This is a genomic window from Pseudoalteromonas simplex, from assembly GCF_015278155.1.
Taxonomy (GTDB): Bacteria; Pseudomonadota; Gammaproteobacteria; order Enterobacterales; family Alteromonadaceae; genus Pseudoalteromonas; species Pseudoalteromonas simplex.
The window spans coordinates 165,567-187,481 of sequence record NZ_JADILN010000002.1 but is presented as its reverse complement, the minus strand read 5'-3'; the positions used below and the strand labels follow the sequence as shown (position 1 = coordinate 187,481).

Annotated in this window: 17 protein-coding genes; 11 read left to right on the top strand and 6 right to left on the bottom strand. The window is 41.4% G+C overall.

The features are described from left to right. The first annotated feature begins 19 nt into the window (after nucleotides 1-19). From IRQ78_RS04790 to IRQ78_RS04765, 6 genes are all read left to right on the top strand, one after another. Nucleotides 20-301 (top strand): lipopolysaccharide assembly protein LapA domain-containing protein, encoded by a 282-nt coding sequence (locus IRQ78_RS04790; protein ID WP_194441502.1) that lies wholly within the window; start codon nucleotides 20-22, stop codon nucleotides 299-301. A 2-nt stretch (nucleotides 302-303) separates the two neighbouring features. Continuing rightward, entirely contained in the window at nucleotides 304-1,440 is a 1,137-nt protein-coding gene (lapB, locus tag IRQ78_RS04785) for a lipopolysaccharide assembly protein LapB (protein WP_058585078.1), read from the top strand. Between the two features lie 32 nt (nucleotides 1,441-1,472). Further along, nucleotides 1,473-2,177, top strand: coding sequence for an orotidine-5'-phosphate decarboxylase (pyrF, locus tag IRQ78_RS04780; RefSeq protein ID WP_194441501.1), 705 nt, complete (start codon nucleotides 1,473-1,475; stop codon nucleotides 2,175-2,177). 631 nt (nucleotides 2,178-2,808) lie between these two features. Further along, a complete protein-coding gene (locus IRQ78_RS04775; protein WP_138619460.1) occupies nucleotides 2,809-3,360 on the top strand; it encodes a hypothetical protein in 552 nt (183 codons plus the stop codon). A gap of 86 nt (nucleotides 3,361-3,446) precedes the next feature. Then, nucleotides 3,447-4,667 carry a hypothetical protein gene (locus tag IRQ78_RS04770; protein ID WP_194441500.1) on the top strand — a complete coding sequence of 407 codons (1,221 nt, stop codon included), beginning with the start codon at nucleotides 3,447-3,449 and terminating at the stop codon, nucleotides 4,665-4,667. Nucleotides 4,668-4,787: 120 nt separating this feature from the next. Then, complete coding sequence (locus IRQ78_RS04765) at nucleotides 4,788-5,516, top strand: restriction endonuclease (RefSeq protein ID WP_138619462.1); 729 nt, start codon at nucleotides 4,788-4,790, stop codon at nucleotides 5,514-5,516. 247 nt (nucleotides 5,517-5,763) lie between these two features. On the opposite strand, the gene IRQ78_RS04760 is transcribed toward IRQ78_RS04765, so the two are convergent. Further along, a complete protein-coding gene (locus IRQ78_RS04760) occupies nucleotides 5,764-6,594 on the bottom strand; it encodes a CvfB family protein (RefSeq protein WP_194441499.1) in 831 nt (276 codons plus the stop codon). 2 nt (nucleotides 6,595-6,596) lie between these two features. Continuing rightward, complete coding sequence (locus IRQ78_RS04755) at nucleotides 6,597-7,922, bottom strand: DEAD/DEAH box helicase (RefSeq protein WP_194441724.1); 1,326 nt, start codon at nucleotides 7,920-7,922, stop codon at nucleotides 6,597-6,599. A 199-nt stretch (nucleotides 7,923-8,121) separates the two neighbouring features. Here IRQ78_RS04755 and trhO point away from each other — a divergent pair, with 199 nt between their 5' ends. The 5 genes from trhO (at nucleotide 8,122) to IRQ78_RS04730 (ending at nucleotide 16,206) form a co-directional block, all read left to right on the top strand. Beyond that, nucleotides 8,122-9,129, top strand: a complete 1,008-nt coding sequence (gene trhO / locus IRQ78_RS04750) for an oxygen-dependent tRNA uridine(34) hydroxylase TrhO (RefSeq protein ID WP_054551341.1) — start codon at nucleotides 8,122-8,124, stop codon at nucleotides 9,127-9,129. A 290-nt stretch (nucleotides 9,130-9,419) separates the two neighbouring features. After that, nucleotides 9,420-10,436, top strand: a complete 1,017-nt coding sequence (locus IRQ78_RS04745; protein WP_138619466.1) for an efflux RND transporter periplasmic adaptor subunit — start codon at nucleotides 9,420-9,422, stop codon at nucleotides 10,434-10,436. Nucleotides 10,437-10,438: 2 nt separating this feature from the next. After that, a complete protein-coding gene (locus IRQ78_RS04740) occupies nucleotides 10,439-13,516 on the top strand; it encodes an efflux RND transporter permease subunit (RefSeq protein WP_194441498.1) in 3,078 nt (1,025 codons plus the stop codon). Between the two features lie 84 nt (nucleotides 13,517-13,600). Further along, on the top strand, nucleotides 13,601-15,499 hold the full coding sequence (locus IRQ78_RS04735; protein ID WP_194441497.1) for a DUF294 nucleotidyltransferase-like domain-containing protein: 1,899 nt from the start codon (nucleotides 13,601-13,603) through the stop codon (nucleotides 15,497-15,499). Then, nucleotides 15,499-16,206, top strand: a complete 708-nt coding sequence (locus IRQ78_RS04730) for a 3'-5' exonuclease (protein ID WP_138619470.1) — start codon at nucleotides 15,499-15,501, stop codon at nucleotides 16,204-16,206. The genes IRQ78_RS04735 and IRQ78_RS04730 overlap by 1 nt, the downstream gene beginning before the upstream one ends. A gap of 107 nt (nucleotides 16,207-16,313) precedes the next feature. On the opposite strand, the gene IRQ78_RS04725 is transcribed toward IRQ78_RS04730, so the two are convergent. From IRQ78_RS04725 to pxpB, 4 genes are all read right to left on the bottom strand, one after another. Next, nucleotides 16,314-17,888: a BCCT family transporter gene (locus tag IRQ78_RS04725; protein ID WP_054553779.1), complete on the bottom strand. Its 1,575-nt coding sequence runs from the start codon at nucleotides 17,886-17,888 to the stop codon at nucleotides 16,314-16,316. Nucleotides 17,889-18,220: 332 nt separating this feature from the next. Then, nucleotides 18,221-19,888, bottom strand: coding sequence for an asparagine synthase B (asnB, locus tag IRQ78_RS04720; protein WP_138619474.1), 1,668 nt, complete (start codon nucleotides 19,886-19,888; stop codon nucleotides 18,221-18,223). A 368-nt stretch (nucleotides 19,889-20,256) separates the two neighbouring features. After that, on the bottom strand, nucleotides 20,257-21,192 hold the full coding sequence (locus tag IRQ78_RS04715) for a 5-oxoprolinase subunit C family protein (protein WP_194441496.1): 936 nt from the start codon (nucleotides 21,190-21,192) through the stop codon (nucleotides 20,257-20,259). Then, nucleotides 21,189-21,857: a 5-oxoprolinase subunit PxpB gene (gene pxpB, locus IRQ78_RS04710; RefSeq protein ID WP_054553782.1), complete on the bottom strand. Its 669-nt coding sequence runs from the start codon at nucleotides 21,855-21,857 to the stop codon at nucleotides 21,189-21,191. The genes IRQ78_RS04715 and pxpB overlap by 4 nt, the downstream gene beginning before the upstream one ends. Between the last annotated feature and the right edge of the window lie 58 nt (nucleotides 21,858-21,915).

Here is a 21,915-nt window from a genome sequence, read left to right as displayed (position 1 = left end):
TTTATACAGGAGTAGTTACTTGTTTAGGGTATTAAAAATTGTATTAATTGCGCTGTGTTTATTTATTGCGTTTGTACTTGGTTCACAGAATCCACAATTGGTGCAAATCAATTATTTAATCGCGAGTAATACTTTGCCCCTTGCTGTTGTAATAAGTATCTGCTTTATTTTAGGTGTCGCAATTGGTTGTTTTATAAGCTTTACTCTGTTTTCTCAGTTAAAGTGGCAAAATTATCGTTTAAAAAAGAAATTAGCGCCTGAAAATAACAATAAAAAGCTTGTTGCTAATAAAGACACCTAATCATGATTGAGCTTCTGTTTTTACTTTTACCCGTTGCAGCCGGTTACGGTTGGATAATGGGTAAAAACAGCGCTAAAAACCAAGCTCATCAGCTTAATCGCCAAATTACCTCTGAATATTCTAAAGGCCTTAAATTTCTCTTAGACAGAGAAGAAGACCAAGGCTTAGAACACCTTATTAATCTACTCGAAGTTGCTGCTGATTCTGTTGAACACTATTCAACGCTAGCAACTATGTTCCGCCGCCGTGGCGAACTTGACCGCGCCATTAAAATTCATGAGCTGCTATTAAAACACCCAAGTCTTGATGAGCAACAAGCTGCAACCAGCCGCTTAGAGCTTGCTGAAGATTACATAATGGCAGGCTTGTTAGATGGTGCAGAAGAGCATTTAGTATGGCTTGTTAAGGCAGGCTATAAAGAAGCGTTAGAGCCTATTATTAATCTTTATTCACAAACCCGTGAATGGGAAAAGGGCATTAACATGTACGAGGCCCACAGTGAGTTGTTCACTAAACCTCAGCATGTAAAAGCGATTGCCAATTTTTACTGTGAAGCAGCCTTACAAGATAACGATACGCAAATTATGCGTAAAGCCATTAGCTTAAACCACAAAGCCATTCGCCCACTGTATGAGCTTGGTCACAGTGCTTTCACCAAAGAAGATTATGTAAAAGCAATTTACTATTGGCGTGAGTTGATTAGCCAATTCACGTTTTTTGCGCCGGTATTTATTGAAGAATTAGCACTGAGCTATCAAAAGCTTAATTTAACGCATCAGTTTTACGAATTACTCAATGAATTGCTCGATAAAGGTGGTGTATTAATAAAAATAAAACACTGCCAAGCTTTACTTGAGCAAGGCCACATCGAGCAAGCAATTAAATTTTTAACGGATAGTTTAAAGCGTCATCCGACTATTCGTGGCTTTAGTTTTTTATTACAGCTACTTGCCAAGCAAAACAACGATATTAAAGATGTACTCGATCAAATTGATAAGCTAGTAACGTCTTATATCGCAACCAAACCTGATTTTCAGTGCCAACACTGTGGCTTTACCAGTCATACCATTTATTGGGTATGTCCATCTTGTAAGCACTGGGAAACAATTGTTCCAAGCCGTGGCATAGACGGTTTTTAATTCATATTAGTCCATTAGTTTTTAGGAAAGTTATGTCTGTCGAAGATTCAAAAAAAGTATTAATTGCCCTTGATTATGATGATCAACAAACAGCTCTTGCGTTTGTAAAGCAATTATCGCCTGATACGTGTCGCCTTAAAGTAGGCAAAGAAATGTTCACGTATTTTGGCCCTAGCTTTGTTAAGGAACTAATTGACTTAGGTTTTGATGTATTCTTAGACCTAAAATTTCACGATATTCCAAACACAGTGGCTAAAGCTGTAACAGCAGCTGCCAAAATGGGTGTTTGGATGGTTAACGTACACGCCTCTGGTGGCGTTGAAATGATGACTAAAGCAAAGCAAGCTTTAGTGCAGTTTGGTGATGACGCACCATTACTGATTGCAGTAACTGTACTTACTAGTATGGATGCCGCAGAGCTTACTCGTTTAGGTGTAGATAAAACACCAGAAGAGCAAGTGATTTACCTAGCAAACCTTGCTAAAGAATCAGGCCTTGATGGGGTAGTGTGCTCAGCACAAGAAGCGAAAAAGCTAAAAGCAGAACTTGGCGCAGACTTTAAACTGGTTACGCCGGGTATTCGCCCAGCAGGCAGTGATGCAGGCGACCAAAAACGCATCATGACACCAAAACAAGCCGTTGAAGATGGCAGCGACTATTTAGTTGTAGGCCGCCCAATCACCCAATCGCCAGACCCAGTTGCAACACTAAAAGAAATTAACGACTCACTAAAATAACCTCGTTATTTAAAATAGTCTCTAAAGAGCATTGTAAGCGTGATTTATATCGCGCTAGATACAATGCTCTTTTTGTATGGCTAACTTAAGTTAGCGAAAGAAAATCGTATTCCGCGTGTTAATGTGTAGGTCGCGGCTTTAACCCGAGGTAAGAGGTTTTTTGCGCAAGGAGGAAAACTTAGTGAGGGTCAATACGTATTCCACTTTGATCATTTAGCAATAATGAGTGTTTATAAATAAGTTAAAACACCTGTTTTTATAACCAGTTATAATTCATTGCAGTGAAATTACATGCCTTATTCTCGGTATGCAAAACTCTTGAACTCTCGCTTTATGTTTTTATTAAAATTAAGCAATTGACTTTAAAGCTATTTTGCTCTGCTATTCTCGTTTAATAAAAAATATTGATTCTCGATTAAGTAAACTCTCGATATTGGGTTGAAGAGTTTTTATTGCCATCCATCTCATAAGTTAGTAAGTTGATAATATAAATTTAAATGTGTATTTACTTAGGTGAGGGAAAACACTCGTGAGTGTTTATCGGTATTTTTGGTAAAACGCTGTTATGCAGTAATTGAATTGTAACTCTGGCAATTCATTTGATCTTTTTTTCAGAGAATCATGGAGAGAAATGATGAAAAAAAGCTATTGGTTAACTTTGCCTGTTTTTGCTTCTATTATCTTATCGGGTTGCGCAGGAAATCTGTATACTCATACAACCAAAGATTCTGCTTGTGTCAAAGATAGCGGGAGTTGTAGTGGTACCTATAAAGGCGTTTTTTACCGGCCTTTAATTAAACATTCTGAAACCTACATGCAAGATCGTATTCTCAATTCAAAGGGGGAGGTTACTCATTTTGCAGGTGGAGCCGGAGATAAGGCCTGTGTACCTACAGTAGTAACGGAAGAAAAATTAATTCCTGATCCTGACAATGAGTATGTTGTTCAATATGATCCTGCATTTTTCGAGACTTCGACATTTACCGTTAAACTGTCCGCTCAAGGTACGTTAAGTGAAGTAGGTACTAGTTCCACACCAGGAGGCAAGTCTTTGGTGGACAGTTTTACAGGGCTGGCCACGACAATTAAGACGCTGAATCATGGTGTCGCATCATCTAGTTTTTTAGGAGATCCAGCCGGTAAACCATTGTGTTCTCATGGCAAGGTTTTTCTCCCTGAATAAACTGCAAAAAAGCAAAGGCAGCGGATGCTACGCACCGTTGCTTTGGGCGTTAGAGCTATAGTCGAAATTAAAGTAGTCATCATTTAATGGATCAAAATAAAAACAAAATAACTCAAGTCAAAGAAGCAATATTAACTGCACCAGAAAACTCTTCTTTAAAAGATATCGTCGACAGCGACAAAAAAGCATTTAACGGGATTAGAATGCTGTACTCGACAAATGCTGCCGGTGCTCAACTTCAAATAGACGAATCACTAGAGCATTTATTTACTGGTGTTTTTTCAAAAAAACGTTTGTTGGCATACTCTGACTCAATACGTACTGAAATGGAGGAAGGCACTTCAGTTATCTGTTTTAAACAAAGAGCATTATTCGATACAAACCTTCTGTCAGATCTTCCAAAATATTTTAAAGGAGCTGAGTTTTCAACAAGGAAAAAAGTTGAAAAAGTGATCGAAGCAGTCAGCGAGGTATATGGAGGAGGATTTGATTATTCTTTCCCTATGCTTGAAAACTTAAGAGAATTTACATGTGCTAATAATCCATATCCAGTTGCTAAAGTCTCAGCTGCGATATATTTCGACAATAAATTACGAGGAAATTTAACTTCATCTTCGAATCAAGATGATTTATTTGCGCCATATATTGAGCAAGCTGAATCGGTGTGGATGAGCTATAGGTCCAATCAGCATACGTGGAATATGATTGATCGTAGAGATTTAATTTATGCGGTTATGCTTAAAACATTTCAACTTTGCTGGACAACTAATAACATAACTATCGAAATAGCTCTAAATAATCTCATCGAATATTGTTTAAATGAACTAGGTGTATTGCCTCTAAAAGAGTTATATTTTGCTTGGAAAGCTGTAATTGGGTTCAGTGTTGGTTATTTTACACCTGTGTTCGATGAAAAGTTACTTAAATCCCCTAAGAGTAAATCAGTTGACCGTATTGGCGCTCTAGCGTGGGATTTATTTATATTTCGTTTCACCGAGACTTTGCTAACAGAAGAAAAAGAAAATAACTTTTATATTCCAAGTGTTACCACATTGGATAAAGGTTTATTGAGTACAATTGTTAGTTGCCCGGCAAAAGCTATGATTTCTTTCCCTGATCTAAAATATGTAGAAACAATTTTTGAAGATGAGCTCCAATTTCAGCAATGTTTGAATTCATCAATGTCAGCTAAACAAAGAGATAGGATTACCGATCCAAATAGAGGTATAAAAGGAAGTAAGAGATTGCGACACTATATGTCTGTATCAATAGCTAATTTAGAAAAGTCTATTAACAGGTTGGTTTAAAAGCGCTAACAAGTCGTTTAAAAGGACAAAAAACAGTTGGCTTTTGCTCCTTCGTCGCTAATTTTAGCCAACTACTTTATTGCCTCTTAACGAGGCGTTAATTTTCGAAGGTGACTGACTATGACTGACTGGAAGAAGTATGAGCGTTTCATAGCCGAACTTTGCTCTGAAGAATATCAATCTCAAGATGTCACGGTTATTCCAAATGCCAAAATCAAAGGTTGCTTAAGTCAAACGATTAGGCAAGTTGATGTCCTAATAGACTCTCGCTTTGGTGTCGATAGAAATCGCAGGGTTATTGTAGATGCTAAGAAATATAGCCGTCCCCTTAATGTTAAAGACGTTGAAAGCTTCCATGGAATGATGATGGACTGCTCCTCAAAAGTTGGCATTTTAGTTTGTCCAAACGGCTATAGTGATGCGGCAAAAAGAAGAGCACAAGATTATATTAATTTGAAAATTGTTGCTCTTTCTGAATTAGAAAATGTCGATCTCTCGCTGTGGGATGACTGTATAAGTGATAGTTGCAATGAAAGAAAAGAGCGAGGTCTAGTACTTTGGGATTTGCCTATGGGTATAGGAGCACCATCTAATCCAGTATCAATTACTACTATTGGTAAATGCGATGTCTGTGCGGATTTTCATATTTGGTGTTGGGACTGTGGTGGTAAATTTTGTTTGGGCAATGAAAGTGAGTTGAAATGCAACTGCAACCACCCTTGGTTTTGGCTTACCTCCATAGAAGAAGATGAAAGTAGTGAAGCTGGCAACGAAGTATTGAAGTCTGTATACCTGCTTTTGGTTACTTTAACAAATGCATTAATCGCGGATAGAAAACCGCTAAATTGAAATTAACAAGCGCATATTGTTCCGCCCTCCGGGGCTGGGATCTTCGTTCCGCTGCGTTTCACTACGGCCCCAAATGCGGGCGTTGGTTTTTGCTCTAATTCGGCGTTAAAATTTGTAAAAAAGAGCAAAGCACATACTTTACTCTTTTTTATAATATATACTTTGTTAGCCCGAAGCCCGAAGCCCGAAGCCCGAAGCCCGAAGCCCGAAGCCCGAAGCCCGAAGCCCGAAGCCCGAAGCCCGAAGCCTATTTCAATCTAATCGACGTTGCTTCAATCTCGATTAAACCTTGCTTAAACAAACCGCCAATGGCTTTTTTGTAGTTTGCTTTACTGGTTGAGAAAGTCTTTTTTATTGCTTCAGGGTCTGACTTATCACCTAGGTGAAGTACGCCGCCTTCGGTTTTTAATTTTGCTAAGATTTTTTCGCCTAAGTCGTTTACTTTACCCATACCTGGCTTTTCAAGGAGTACGTCGATTTTACCGTCTTCACGTACTTTTTGAATAAAGCCTTTTAAACGCTGGCCAACAAATAGCTTTTTAAATACCGTGTTGTAGTAAACAACGCCAATGTGGGCTTCGTTCACGAGTACTTTGTAGCCAAGGTCTGTTTTACCGGCAACGATGAGGTCAACTTCTTCCATTACAGCGTAAGTTGGTTCATCTTTCGATAAAAATTTATTAAAGTTGCTCGATGCACAAATACGTTGGCTGGCGTTATCGAGATATAAGCGTACAAGATACGAAAAGCCGTCTTTCATTTTTGGCTTTTGTTCGTTGTATGGCGCTAGTACGTCTTTTTCGAGGCCCCAATCCATAAACGCACCAGTGCTGTTGATGGCTTTAACACGTAGTAGGGCATATTCGCCCACTTCAGCTAAAGGTTTTTTTGTGGTGCCGGTTGGGTGACCTGCGTGATCTAAGTAAATGAATACTTGCACGCTGTCGCCAGCTTCTAGTTCGTAATCAATTTCTTTGCTTGGTAAGAATACTTCGCCTAAATCACGGCCATCTAAATAAGCACCTTCGTTAGACATTTCGTTAACGAAAAGGGTTTGTGTGGTTCCTAAAATACTCATTATTATTCCTGTTCTGGCTTTTTCTTACGGCGCATTGGAGCAAAACCATCTACATCAATTGGTGCTTGAATAGGGGCTTTAGGCTTTTTAGGGGCTGCTTTGCGTTTTGGTTTTGCAGGTTTAGCAGCCACTTTTTTCTCTGCTTTTTTCCAAACTGTGTTTGGTTTTTTCTCACGCAGACCTTTAAATTTACCAACAAGACCGTCTACGGTGAAAAAGCTTAATTCATCATTTAAAAATGCTTTAATTGCTTTGTAGCTTGGCCAATCTTTCGGGCCTACTAACGAAATAGCAGTTCCTTTAAAGCCTGCGCGACCAGTACGACCAATACGGTGCACATACTCTTCAGCATGTTTTGGTAGGTCAAAATTAATTACGTGGGTGACGCTTAATAAATCAAGACCACGCGATGCAACATCGGTGGTGATCAAAATTTTAAAGTTTTCACGGCTGAAGGCATCCATGATTTCAAGGCGCTTAGCCTGTGTTAAGTCACCCGCAAGCGCTTGCGCTTTAAAGCCTTTATCATTTAATAGCTGGCTTAAACGTTGAGTATCTGCACGTGTTGCGGTGAAAATAATGCATTGGCCAACATTGTCTTGTTTTACAAAGTGCTCTAGTAGCGCTTCTTTGTGATCTAAGTGATCAGCTAAATAAAGTTGCTGAGTAATGTCACTATGTTGCTCGTTTGATGCACTTAACAGAATTTGTTTTGGTGATCGTAAAAGGTTACGTGACAAAGCATCAACTTGTGCATGGTCAAGGGTTGCTGAAAACAATAACGTTTGGCGTAAACGGTGATCAGCAAGCTCGTTAATCATTTTAACTTGATCGGTAAAGCCTAAATCTAAAATACGGTCAGCTTCATCAAAAATTAAAAGCTCTAAGCCTGAAAGCTGTAATGAGCGTTGACTCAAATGGTCAGCTAAACGCCCCGGAGTACCCACTACAAAATGAGGGTCTTTACGAAGCGCTTTAATTTGATCGTTAAAGTTTTCACCACCCAGTACTTTTACTGCACTAATGTTTGTGCCGGCAATTAATAGCCTTAATTGGCTGTACACTTGGGTTGCTAATTCGCGGGTAGGCGCAACGATCAAAACGCGCGGGTCGCGTTTACTGAGTGCTTTTTGTTTCATTACGCGCTGTACAGCAGGTAATAAAAACGCCAGCGTTTTGCCCGATCCTGTTTTTGACTGTGCAAAAATATCATGGCCTGCGATAGCTGTTGGTACCGCGTGAGCTTGAATGTCAGTGGGCTGGGTGATGCCTTGATGCGCAAGTTGTTTTTCGAGGCGTGAATCAATCCCAAGTTCAGTAAAATGCAATGCGTAATCTCCGATGAGCAAAATTTGTAAATCCTGTTCATTATAACGCACTTGCCTCACTTGGAGACAGTAAAAACACAGCTATTTCGCATCAGTTTTTGCAATTATCGCTAATTCGCGTAAAATACGCGCCCTCAATGCGCCGGATTTGCGATTCGGTTAACGCCCCACATGGGCATTTAAAGCAAAAGGTAAAACCATGACTGCTGTTCATAAAGACAATGTAACTAGCGAGCACTTTGTTGTTTGCGCACTTTACAAATTTGTAGCCCTTCCTGATTTTGAAGCGATTCGCCAACCACTACTTAAAGTAATGGAAGACAATGAAGTACGCGGTACTTTGTTACTTGCGGCTGAAGGTATCAACGGTACTGTTTCTGCTAAACGTGAAGGTATCGACAACCTACTTGCATGGTTAGATGCACAACCAAACCTAGACAACATTGTGACTAAAGAGTCATACGATGACGAATGCCCGTTCTACCGTACTAAGGTAAAACTGAAAAAAGAAATCGTAACTATGGGTGTTGAAGGTATCGACCCACGTGAAGTAGTGGGTACATACGTAAAACCAGCTGATTGGAATGCATTAATTTCAGACCCTGAAGTGATTCTTATCGATACGCGTAACGATTACGAAATCGAGATCGGTACTTTCCAAAATGCGGTTGATCCAAACACGAAGACATTCCGTGAATTCCCGGCATGGGCGAAAGAAAACCTAGACCCAGAAAAGCACAAGAAAGTTGCTATGTTCTGTACCGGTGGTATTCGCTGTGAAAAATCAACTGCGTACATGAAAGAGCAAGGCTTTGACGAAGTATTCCACCTTGAAGGCGGTATTCTTAAGTACTTAGAAGAAGTACCAAAAGAAGAAACCATGTGGGAAGGTGAGTGTTTTGTATTTGATAACCGTGTAGCGGTAAATCACGATTTACAAAAAGGCTCTTACGACCAATGTCACGCATGTCGTATGCCTATCACTGAAGAAGAAAAGCAAAAGCCTGAGTACATGGAAGGTGTTTCGTGTCATCACTGTCACGACAGCCTAACAGAAGAGCAACGTGCACGTTTTGCTGAGCGTCAAAAGCAAATCGAGTTAGCACAAGCGCGTGGTGAAGGTCACATCGGTAACGAAGCGCAAGAAGTTCTTCGTAAGCGTAAAGAAGCTAAAAAAGCGCAAAAAGAAGCGCAGCGCCAACAGTAATTGTTAGCTTTATAAATTGATAGAAACCCCAGCATAGTCTGGGGTTTTTTTATGCCTATTCAAAAGGAACAAATAACTGATCAATCTGATTGTGTAGAGGTAACCATAGCAAGCGAAGCACACTTAAAAGAGGTCGATTCATCACATTGTCGTTTCTAATTAGAAAACACAGGCGATGTATGCGTTTATTTCACCTTGGCTAATTGTTTATTAAACGAAGTCAGCTTTTTATTGATCACAAAGCTGTTACACTTCGTAACAATTAAAACGATTCTTATTTAGGTGAAATCTTGACAATTGGCAAATTACATACATGGACTTTAATTGCCTGTATTAGTTGTGTTTCCGTCGCAGAGGCGGCTAATGTAGTTGTAGAATCAGTGTCTGTTGAAAAGTCTAAACAACAGATAAAAGCAGTGGGTAATGCAGAAGCGATTCACTCTGTCACTCTTTACCCAGCCGTTGGGGACAGAGTCACCGCTGTTTACTTTAAACCAGGCGATAACGTTGCCAAAGGTGACTTACTATTAGAGCTTGATTCACGTAGACAAAAAGCAGCGTTGATCGAAGCAGAAATTACCTTAAAAGATGCTGAGCGCACCATGAAAAGGCTTGAAGAAAGCCACGCTCGTGGCGCGGTGCCGCAAAGTGATTTAGATGATGCGAAAACGCTTTATGAGCTTGCAAAAGTCCAGTTAATGCAAGCGAAAACAGAGCGTGAAGACCGCGAAGTTCGTGCTCCGTTCAGTGGTGTTATGGGTTTAACTGACGTCGAAGTAGGCGATAGGATCACAACCCAAACAGCCATTGCCACTATCGATGATATTTCTGAGCTTTATATCAATTTTAATGCCCCAGAAGCCGCTATCTCAGTGCTTAAACAAAAATCTTCGGTCGAAGTAGTGCCTTGGTTAGGCGATAAAGCTTACACGGCTAAGGTGGCAGAGCTTGATTCGCGTATCAATGCGCAAACCCGCACACTCAGAACAAAAGCCAAACTTGACAATAATGCTCAGCAATTTATGCCGGGTATGAGCTTTCGTGTGCACATAAATATTCTAGGTGAAGAGCTTGCTGTAGTACCCGAAGCAGCCATGATGTGGGGGGCAGCAGGCCCTTACGTATGGAAGAGTGTCGATAAAAAAGCCACACGCGTTGATGTTAAAATTGAGCAGCGCTTAGCAGGGCGTTTACTAGTCTCTGGTGGCTTAAACGAAGGTGACTTATTGGTGACAGAAGGCGTTCAGCGCCTAAGACCTAATCAAGAGCTTAATTTCATCAATGAAGTGCAGCTAGCCAAGGAGTAATGATGAAACAGCAACCTATGATGGAAGACTTGCCATCAATGGCGATACGTCGCCCTGTTTTAATTGTGGTACTTAACTTACTCATTATTATTGCCGGTATCGCTGCAATAGCAGGGGTTGAAGTACGTGAGCTTCCTGATGTTGATAGACCACGTATTACTGTATCAGCGTCTTTTCCGGGTGGTTCACCGGAGACTGTAGATACCGAAGTAACTAGTAAGCTCGAAGGGGCGGTTGCGAGGGTAAGTGGTGTAAAGTCGATTCGTGCGCAAAGTGAAGAAAACAATGCTCGTATCGTGGTTGAGTTTCGCCCCGGTGTTAATCTAGATGATGCTGCAAACGAAACACGCGAATCGGTAGCCCGTGTGCAGCGAGAATTACCCGAAGAAGTTGAACGGGTATCAATTATTAAAGCCGATAATGATGCCGAAGCGGTTGTATCGTTAACGGTATCAAGTGATAGCTTATCCCTTGAGGCGTTGACAGAGCGTGTTGATGTTGACTTAGCCCCGCAGTTTTTAACCATTCCAGGGGTTGCCGATGTTCGTTTAAATGGCGACCGTGAACGGGTTCTTAGAGTGCGCATCGACCCACTTAAGCTAAGCAGCTTTAACCTTACCGTACCAGATATTGCCAACGTACTTCGTCAGGCTCCCTTTGATGTGCCGGCGGGTAGTTTAAAATCAAGCGACCAACAGGTAATCGTTCGTGCTGATGCAACGTCAATCTCTGCAGAACAAGTAGCCGATATCATTGTACGAGACGATACCCGTATTGGCGATGTTGCGGCTGTTTACTTTGGGCCAGCTGATCCGCGTTCATTCGTAAGGCTTAATGGCACACCTGTGATTGGCATGGAAATTATTCGTCAGGCGCAATCTAATACCATTGAAATTTCGGATGAAGTGCTAACTTTAATCGAGCGTATGCGAGTGCGTTTTCCTGAAATGGAATTTACTTTAACCTCTGACGATGCGCAGTTTATCAGAAGCTCAGTTGATGAAGTTATTAACTCTCTGTTACTAACCGTGCTACTAGTGGTGATCACACTGTGGGTGTTTATTGGCTCATGGCGCGCAACGCTGGTTCCTGCATTTGCGATACCTGTTGCATTAATTGGCTCTTTAGCACTTATTTGGGCGCTTGGTTTCTCGATTAATATTCTTACCTTGCTTGCACTAGTATTAGCTACTGGCCTAATAGTAGATGATGCCATTGTGGTAAGTGAAAACATTCAACGTCAACGGGGCTTAGGTCTTGGTCGTCGTGCAGCTGCAGTGGTTGGTACCCGTGAAGTTTTCTTTGCTGTTGTTGCAACAACCGCCGTATTAGCTGCGGTGTTTGTGCCTATTGCCTTTTTACCATCAACAGCTGGGCGACTATTTAGAGAGTTTGGTGGTGTATTAGCTGGCGCTGTGATCATTTCAAGTTTTGTAGCGCTGTCTTTGGTCCCTGCGCTGACATCAAAATTGAAATTAAAGCAGGGCGGTTTTCATCCATTTGCGAAAGTTGGCCATGTTTTAGCTGCTGTTTATAAGCGTACAATACATGGTGTACTTGAACATGCATGGCTTACCTTTTTTGCGTGTTTGTTGGTCGCTGCAGGCTCTGGGGCACTGTATTTCAATTTAGATAACGAGCTATTACCAACAGAAGATCGCGGTAAAATTCGTATTTTTGCCCGTGGCCCTGATGGTGTTGGCTTGAACTTTATGGACAGGCAAGCGGTGCAAATGGAAGATATCTTACTGCCGTATGTTGAAAGTGGTGATATTGAGTCTATTTACACTGTGGTTGGGCAATGGGATCCAAATATTGTATTTATTACTGTGCCGCTAAAACATTGGGACGAACGTCATTTTAGTCAGCAAGAAATTATCAATAAAATACGTGAGCCCTTAGGGAATATTCCTGGTGCGGCTGGTTACCTTGGTGGTTCAAATAGCTTGAACTTGCGTGGTCAAGGCGGTGGTATTGAGCTTGCCTTATTGGGCCAAGACTACCTCGAGATATTTAAAGCTGCGCAAGACTTCTCTGCTGAAATAGAAAAAGCAGTGCCAGAAGTGGCCCCTGTGCGTATTTCATATCAGCCGTCACAGCCACAATTACGGGTTAATATTGATAGACGTCGTGCTGAAGAGCTAGGCGTATCGCTCAGTGATATATCAGTAACGTTACGTGCTGCAATCAATGGTGATGATATTGCCGATTTAAACATTGGTGACCAATCAATCCCGATTATGTTGCAAGCACAAAACCAAACCATCACAAACCCGAGCGATTTAGCTAACTTGTATGTTGGTGGCCGTAATGGTCAATTAGTGCCATTGAGTAGTGTGGCAACGATTACTGAAGAAGGTGTTGCCGCTGAGCTTGAGCGCCACGCGCAGCGCCGTGCTATTGAACTGAGTATGGAAATGCCAGAGGGCGTAACTATTGCTGAGCTGGTAACAAAAATCCGTGATATTTCAGAGCAATCTTTGCCTGCGGGTATCAGCTTGGCGTTTAAAGGTGAGGCATTAACCTTTGAAGAAACCGCCAATGAAGTATTGGTGACCTATGTTCTGGCCTTTTTAATTGTTCTTCTGGTATTGGCAGCGCAATTTGAAAGTGTGAATAGTGCAATCGTTGTTATGATCACTGTACCATTTGGTATTACATCAGCAATTTTAGCGTTATATCTAACAGGTACATCATTAAACATTTACTCGCAAATTGGTTTAGTGATGCTGATTGGTCTAATTGCTAAAAATGCCATCTTGCTGGTGGAGTTTGCCGACCAATTACGTGACCAAGGCCGCTCGGTTAGAGTTGCGGTAGAAGAGGCCGCATTGGTTCGTCTTCGCCCAATCGCGATGACACTGGTTTCAACTTTATTGGGTGCATTACCTCTTATTTTATCTACCGGCGCAGGGGCTGAAGCTCGTAACGCCATTGGTTGGGTAGTATTTGGCGGTTTAGCACTGGCGGTGTTATTTACCCTCTATTTAACGCCTGTTATTTACCTTGGTTTAGCTCGCTTTACTAAACCAAGAGGTGATGAGTCGAAACTTCTGGCTGAAGAGTTAGAAAAGGCCTAATCCAACTTAATTGGCTATTTTTTCTTTGAAAAAATAGCCAATTACCCTCACAATTAAATCAAATGTTTAAAACTAGGTACGCGTATGCAAGCCGAACACGTCGATATCGCCCAATTTCTTTCTGATCACGCTCCCTTTGATGATCTTCCTGAAGAGGCGGTAAATAAACTCGCATCACAAGTCGAAATCGCTTATTTTCGCGCAGGCACTGAAATACTAAATTATGGCGAGGATATCGCTGATTTATTTGTTATTCGAACAGGTGCTGTAGAGATATATCGTCGTGATGGTGATTTATACAACCGTTTAACTATCGGCGGCATTTTTGGGCAAATGGGCCTTCTGATGAACCGCAAAGTACGCTTTCCGGCAAAGGCACTCGAAGACACCTTAGTTTATTGCATTAATGTTGAGTTGTTTAATCGATACTGCGACGAATACGAAACATTTGCTGACTTTTTTGAAGCCGATGGTAATGTGCGCCTTCACCAAGCAATTGTTGAACAGGCAGACAGCAACGATTTAACAACCGCCAAGGTTAAGTCGCTTCTTCATCGTGATGTTGTCACTGTGGCAAAAGATGCCTCAGTGCAAATGGTTGCGCAATTAATGACGCAAGAGTCGGTATCGTCTGTGCTGGTTACTGATGCCGATAAACCAATCAGTGATGATCCTGATGATGACGACGGCCAAGTTGTTGGCATAATTACCGACCGTGACTTACGTACCAGTGTAATTGCTGAAGGGTTAAGTTACGAAGCGCCAGCCGCGCAAATAATGCAAAAAGACTTAGTATTGCTTGATAGTAACGCCTATGTGTTTGAAGCTGTACTGGCCATGCTCAGAGATAACATTCACCACCTGCCAGTGGTTGTTAAGAAAAAGCCGATTGGCGTTATTTCGTTATCGGATATTTTACGCTACGAGTCACAAAGTAGTTTATTGTTAGTACGCGGCATTTTAGCGCAGCAATCGGTTGAAGATTTAGCTCACTATGCAAGGCAATTACCTAATGTCTTTGTTCGTATGGTGAACGAAGATGCTAACTCTCACATGATTGGTACCGCAATGGCTGTAATAGGGCGTACCTTCAAACAGCGCTTACTTGATTTAGCTGAAGAAAAGTTTGGCCCGCCACCGGTTCCTTATTGCTTCATCGCTTTAGGTTCAATGGCGCGTGATGAGCAATTAATTGTGACCGACCAAGATAACGCTATTATCCTTGATAATAGTTTTAACGAGGAATTACATGACGAGTATTTTCAGAATTTGGCTGATTTTGTTTGTGATGGTTTAGCTGAATGTGGCTATAAGTACTGTGAAGGTGAAATTATGGCGTCATTTAAAAAGTGGCGCTTAACACGCGAGCAGTGGAAAGAGCAATTTGCAGGTTGGATGGCCGAACCTAAACCGCAGGCTTTATTACATAGCTCGATCTTTTTTGATTTAGACGGTGTTTACGGTAAAAACAAATGGGCCGATGAGCTCAAACGCTTTATCGCAACAGAAGGGCGTAAGAATAAACGTTTCTTGGCAAACCTTGCTGCGAATGCGCGTAACAGAACGCCGCCTTTAGGTTTCTTTAAAGACTTTGTGTTAGAGCATAATGGTCAGCATAAGCGATCTATGAACTTAAAACGCCGCGGTACAGCGCCTTTATCTGATGTAATACGCGTGCATGCATTAGCGATAGGCAGTCGTAAACAAAATTCATTCGAGCGTTTAGAAGATATTATCGAAGCTAAACTACTTCCTGAAGGCAAAGCACAAGATTTACGAGACGCCCTAGAGTACATTGCCATGATCAGAATTAGACACCAAGCGTGGCAAATAGAAAAGCTTGATGAAGCGCCAGATAACGACTTAGAGCCTCATTTACTTTCTCCTTTTGAGCAGCGCAATCTTAAAGAGGCGTTTGCCATTTTAGATAAAGCGCAGAATTTCCTAAAATTCAGATACTCTGCTAACTCAGGGATGAAGTAATGGCAAAACAAGGCGCAAAACTTGATTGGCCGACTCGGTATCAAGAGTTATTAGAACAGAGCAAACAGCCGTTAATCAAAGCGTTTTATGGATCAGCTATTTGTGATTTAAGCAAACCAATTAGTGATATTCCCTTAGTAGCACTTGATTTTGAAACAACCGGTCTAAATTATCAAAATGACGATATAGTCAGTGTTGGTTTAATTCCATTTAATACCAAGCGTATTTTTTGTAAAGATAGCCAACATTGGATTGTTCAACCAAGGCGCAAGCTTGCTGAAGAGTCGATTGTTATTCATGGTATAACTCACTCAGAAGTGAGCGATGCACCTGACTTTTCAACGATTATGGCGCCTTTGTTAGCAGCATTAAAAGGCAAAGTGATTGTGGTGCATTTTGCTCCCATTGAACGGCACTTTTTATATCAAGCGTTGCAAGCCCGTTTAGGCGAAGGGCTTGAATTTGCCGTTATAGACACGCTTGATCTGGAAACGCGCGCACTTAAAGCAAAGCAGGGGTTACTGGGGCGATTGTTTAATTCTAAGCTGGATTCTGTGCGCTTAGCTGACTCTCGCATTCGTTATTCGTTACCAGCGTATCAAAACCACAATGCACTTAATGATGCCACAGCCACCGCAGAGCTGCTACAAGCGCAAATAGCTTACCACTACCGCCCAGATACGCCACTCAGCGAATTACTAATATAGCGCTCGTAGCACCGACGTTATGTCGGGTATTTAAATTATTTGAGCAAAGCTTATCAATAAAAAAACGCCGCAAAAAATGCGGCGTTTTTTATTATTTCAAAGCGTATTTAGTGTCTTGGTTCTGTTCGTAAACCTAGGAGTAAACTCACACACATTAATAGCAATACAAAGGTAAACGGCAAGCCCGTAGATACGGCGCCGGCTTGTAAGGCCTCGATTGCTTGTGTGCCACCAATCCAAACAAGTGCAGCTGCAATCGCACCCTCGATTGTAGCCCAGAAAATACGTTGTGGCACTGGCGCGTCAACTTTACCACCAGCGGTGATTGAGTCGATTACTAATGAACCTGAGTCAGATGACGTAATAAAGAACACGAGTACTAGCACAATTGCAATGAATGAAAGCACTTGCGACATTGGCAGGGCTTCAAACATTTGGAACATAGCTAGTGGTACATCAGTTAAGCCTTTTTCACCAAGTACACCTACTTTATCAATCACTTGTTCAATAGCGATACCACCATAAATTGACATCCAGAAGATAGTCACAACAGTAGGTACTAGTAATACAGCAATTAAGAACTCACGGATTGTGCGGCCTTCAGATACGCGTGCAATGAACATACCTACGAACGGTGACCATGAAATCCACCAAGCCCAGTAGAATACAGTCCAGCCATGCATCCATGTTTCATCTTCACGACCATGAGGATTACTCAGTGGAATAATGTTTTCAACATAACCCATTACTGTATTAGGAAGGTTGCCAAATGCTGCAGAAAACCCAACAAGTGCAACAAATACGAGTAATACAAAAGCGATAAGCATGTTTACGTTACTAAGCAGTTTTACACCGCCGTCGATACCGCGAACAACAGAAATAACAGCTAGTAACGTCACACCAATAATAACGCCTATTTCTAAGCCAATTCCGCTATCAGTACCAAATACGTGATTAATACCAGCAGCGGCTTGTTGTGCGCCTAAACCAAGAGATGTTGCAAGGCCAAATAGAGTGGCAAGTACAGCTAGAATATCAATAAGGTGGCCAGGCCAGCCCCACGCTTTGTCACCTAAAATTGGGTAAAAAATTGAACGAATAGATAACGGCAAACCTTTGTTATAGCAAAAGAATGCGAGCGAAAGCGAAACAACCGCGTAAATTGCCCAAGGGTGTAAACCCCAGTGGAACATAGTTGCACCCATTGCCAGTTTAGCGGCTTCCGGCGTGTTTGCTTCAACACCAAGTGGTGTCTCATACCAACCTGTAAAATAGGCAACAGGCTCGGCGACGCCCCAAAACATTAAGCCTATACCCATACCTGCAGCAAATAACATTGCAAGCCAAGAAATACGCGAATGAGTTGGACGTGCTTCTTTACCACCAAGGCGGATGTTACCGTATGGTGAAACAATTAACGCTAAGCAAAACAATACGAATAAGTTTGCTGACCACATAAAAAAGCCATCAAAGTTATTAATAATGTCGTTTTTAATTCCATTCAGAGTTGTTTTTGCTGTTTCAGCATCTGAAATAAGTGTTGCCACTAAGAATAGGGCAATTAATCCAGCACTAATGCCAAATACAGGGTTGTGCACATCAAAACCCCATTTTTGTACATTGTCCTGTCCGACAGTGTAGTCGGTATTGTCGATACTGTACTTGTCATGATGTTCGCTCATGAATACCTCTTGTTGTGATTATATTTAGCAGAGAGCTAAACGGCCGGTTGGCACTAGCTTGGCTATTACTATTTTTACGTATCAAACCCAAAAATAGTTTGTAGACGAACTAAATTTGTACCAAAGTTTAGTCTTTAGTGTAGGAGCTCGAAAAAAAATGTAAATGGTTTTGTCCCTAAACAGCCGAATAAATGCAGTTTTTTAGGTTTTTTGTTGGAATTGTGAACAAATTAGGCAGCGAAAGGAATAATTTGATGACAGTATTATTTCAAAGCAAATTATTTCAATTGAGAGGAAAGTGCTGCAAACACAGGGCTTGCAGCACAAAGTTACTACTTTTTGTAAGCGTCGTTATGAACGCCAGCAGCACGACCTGAAGGGTCAGCATTGTTTTGGAATGATGCATCCCAAGCGAGTGCTTCAGGAGTAGAACAAGCAACAGATTTGCCATGCGGAACACATTTTGCAGCTGCATCACCAGGGAAGTGCTCTTCAAAAATACTACGATAGAAATACGCTTCTTTAGAATCAGGCGTATTGATCGGGTATTTGTATTTTGCATTAGCAAGGTCTTGATCGCTAACTTGTTCGTTCACATACTCTTTTAACGTATCAATCCAGTTATAGCCTACACCATCAGAGAACTGCTCTTTTTGGCGCCAAAGCACGTCGTCTGGCAGGTAGCCGTCGAACGCTTCACGAATAATGTGTTTTTCGATTTTACCGTCTTTACACATTTTCGCTTCTGGGTTGATACGCATTGCTACGTCTACAAATTCTTTATCTAAGAATGGCACTCGCGCTTCAACGCCCCATGCTGCCATTGATTTATTCGCACGTAAGCAATCGAACATATGTAGTTTAGAGACTTTACGGTTAAGCTCTTCATGGAACTCTTGCGCATTTGGTGCTTTGTGGAAATAAAGGTAACCACCAAAAAGCTCATCAGCACCTTCGCCCGACAACACCATTTTAATACCCATGGCTTTAATTTGGCGCGCCATTAAGTACATCGGCGTTGAGGCACGAATAGTTGTTACATCGTACGTTTCGATGTGATAAATCACTTCACGTAGGGCATCAATACCTTCTTGAATGGTGAAGTGAATAGGGTGGTGAACCGTACCAATCATATCAGCTACTTTTTGTGCAGCTGCTAAATCGGGTGAACCCTCAAGACCCACAGAGAATGAATGCAGTTTTGGCCACCATGCATCAGACTCATCATTATCTTCGATACGTTTTGCAGCAAAACGTTGTGTGATAGCTGAAATTACCGATGAATCTAAACCGCCTGATAATAGAACACCGTAAGGTACGTCACACATTAATTGACGTTTAACAGCAGCTTCTAAGCCTTCTTTAACATCGCTTGATTTAGCTTCGTTGTCTTTTACTGCGTCATAGCTTTGCCAATCGCGGCTGTAATACTTACGAAGTTGACCATCTTTGCTCCACAAGAAATGACCCGGAGGGAATTCTTCAATATGTTTACAAATTGGCGATAATGCTTTTAATTCTGAGGCAACATAAAAGTTACCATGTTCATCATGACCTGTATAAAGCGGAATAATCCCGATATGGTCACGACCAATTAAGTAGGCATCTTGCTCTTCGTCGTATAAACAAAACGCGAAAATACCATTTAAATCGTCTAAAAACTCAGGGCCTTTTTGCTTATATAAAGCCAAAATAACTTCACAGTCAGACTGAGTTTGAAAAGTAAAATCAGTTTCTAAGCTGGCAGCGAGCTCTTTGTGGTTATAAATTTCACCGTTAACAGCAAGAATATTTGTACGCTCAGGGTTGTACAAAGGCTGTGCACCACTCGATACGCCAACAATCGCTAGACGTTCGTGGACTAAAATAGCTTTATCTGATGAATACACGCCAGACCAGTCTGGCCCGCGGTGCCTTAATAGTTTTGACATCTCAATTGCTTGGCTACGCAATTGAGCGGGATCAGATTTAATATCTAATACCCCAAAAATTGAACACATAGTGACTCCTCATTCCAAATATGTGCGCAGTTAACAGAATTTATATAACTGCGAATGTTTGTTTTAACAGAAATAATTACCTAAGTCACACAGGTTTTTTAATTAATTGAGAATAAAATATGCACCTTAAGCGGCGGCTTTGCACCAGTACGGGGTAAGTGGTTAAAGGGTAAGCGGTTTAAATGCTTGATTTGTGCAAATTGGATGATAATGAGTCTGGAATAAAGGCTTTTGTTAGTAAATAATCTGCACTGCTTTGGTGCAAAGGAATGTATGGGGTTTTTACCTTTTTAAATGTATAGACAAGCTTTAAAGCAATGCGAGCAAAGACTTTCTTTGCTCGCCTTTTAAACACCAATAAATTAACGTTATTTATTAATATAGTTTAGTGCTATCGCAAGTTGATTTAAGTGCGCAGTGAGTTTTTCTTGTGCTGCATGGGCTTCTTTAAGTGTAACAAACTTAAAGTGAAGGAAATCACCGGGTTTTAATTGTGCAAAGTGACGAAGATCGGCTTCGATCACGGTACCGAGTAATGGGTAACCACCCGTTGTTTGCGCATCGTTTAATAGCACTATGGGTTCACCATTTGGCGGAAGCTGAATACAGCCAGGAGCGACAGCCATTGATGGTAGCGAAACATCATGGCTAATATCACACTCATCACTTAATAGCCGTGTGCCCATGCGGTTGCTATTTGGTGATACATGCCATGAATGATTTATAAAGTTAACGATGGTTTCTTTTGGTAACAGTGCTGCATGTGGTGCGGCATGAATACGAATTTGTGTACTTTTAGGTGGTAGCATAGCGCCTAAGCCAATTTTGGTATTGTACCTTGGCGTTATATCAAAACTATCGCCAGCCTGTAGTGCTTGACCGGTCAAGCCACCAAAACCTGCTAATATATCTGTTGAGTAAGAATCTAAAATTGGCTCAGGTAAATGCCACTCGCCGCCAATCGCAAGGTAACTTCTAAAACCATGACGCGCCGCATTAAACTTTAATACATCGCCTTTTTTTATGTAAAAGCTCCAGCCTGGTTCAACAGCATTGCCATTCACTGTGGCTTTCATATCTGTGCCGTGCAGTGCAATGTAGTAATCGTTATCGAACTTAATTTCGGCAAGACCCAAAGTGATTTCAATAACGGGGTTGTTGTCGTCGTTGCCAACTAAACGGTTTGTAATAACTTGAGCATAAGGGTCAATGCACCCTGATTGTCCAATGCCTAAATGGCGAGATCCTGTGCGGCCTTGATCTTGTATAGACATTTGCATACCAGGTTTGATGATAGTGATCATTTTAACACCTCCTGAATAACAAACTCTAAAGTATCACCGGGTTCGATAGCACAAGGCGAGGCTGCATTGATATCAAATAGACGAAAATCTGTATGACCAATAATTTGCCAGCCTCCAGGGGAGCTTTCAGGGTAAATACCGGTTTGATTGCCGCCAATAGCAACAGATCCTTTTGGAACAGAGAGCCTTGGTTCAGCATGTCGGGGTGTGAAAAGTTGTGGATTTAAACCATCTAAATAAGCAAAACCGGGTTTAAAGCCTAAAAAAAGCACGTGGTATTTGGCACTGCTGTGCATTTGAGCAACATCATCAACAGACAGATTATGATGTTTAGCAACATGTGCTATATCAGGCCCATATTCACCACCATAACGAGTCGCAAGTTTATGATGACGTGAGTTAAAGTCAGTAGCTTTAAGTTCGTGCCATTGTTCAAGTAATCGTGGCAGCCAACCAGCAAGTTGAGCGGGCTCTTTCAGGTAAAGTGTTAAATTATTATTGGCAGGGACTACATCAACAAAGTCATCACTGCTTTGGCAATATTGTGCTAATGCCCATATTTTCTTTTGCGTAGTGAGTATGTCGCTTGCTGTTTCATAGGCATCAAAAAAGATGCTATGCGTAGTGAGCGCCATAATTTTAGGTGTACTTTTGGTCGTCGTCATTGCGTATCAATCTTATTATTATCCCTTAATGCTTATTAGCATATAGGCTGTTTGTTGA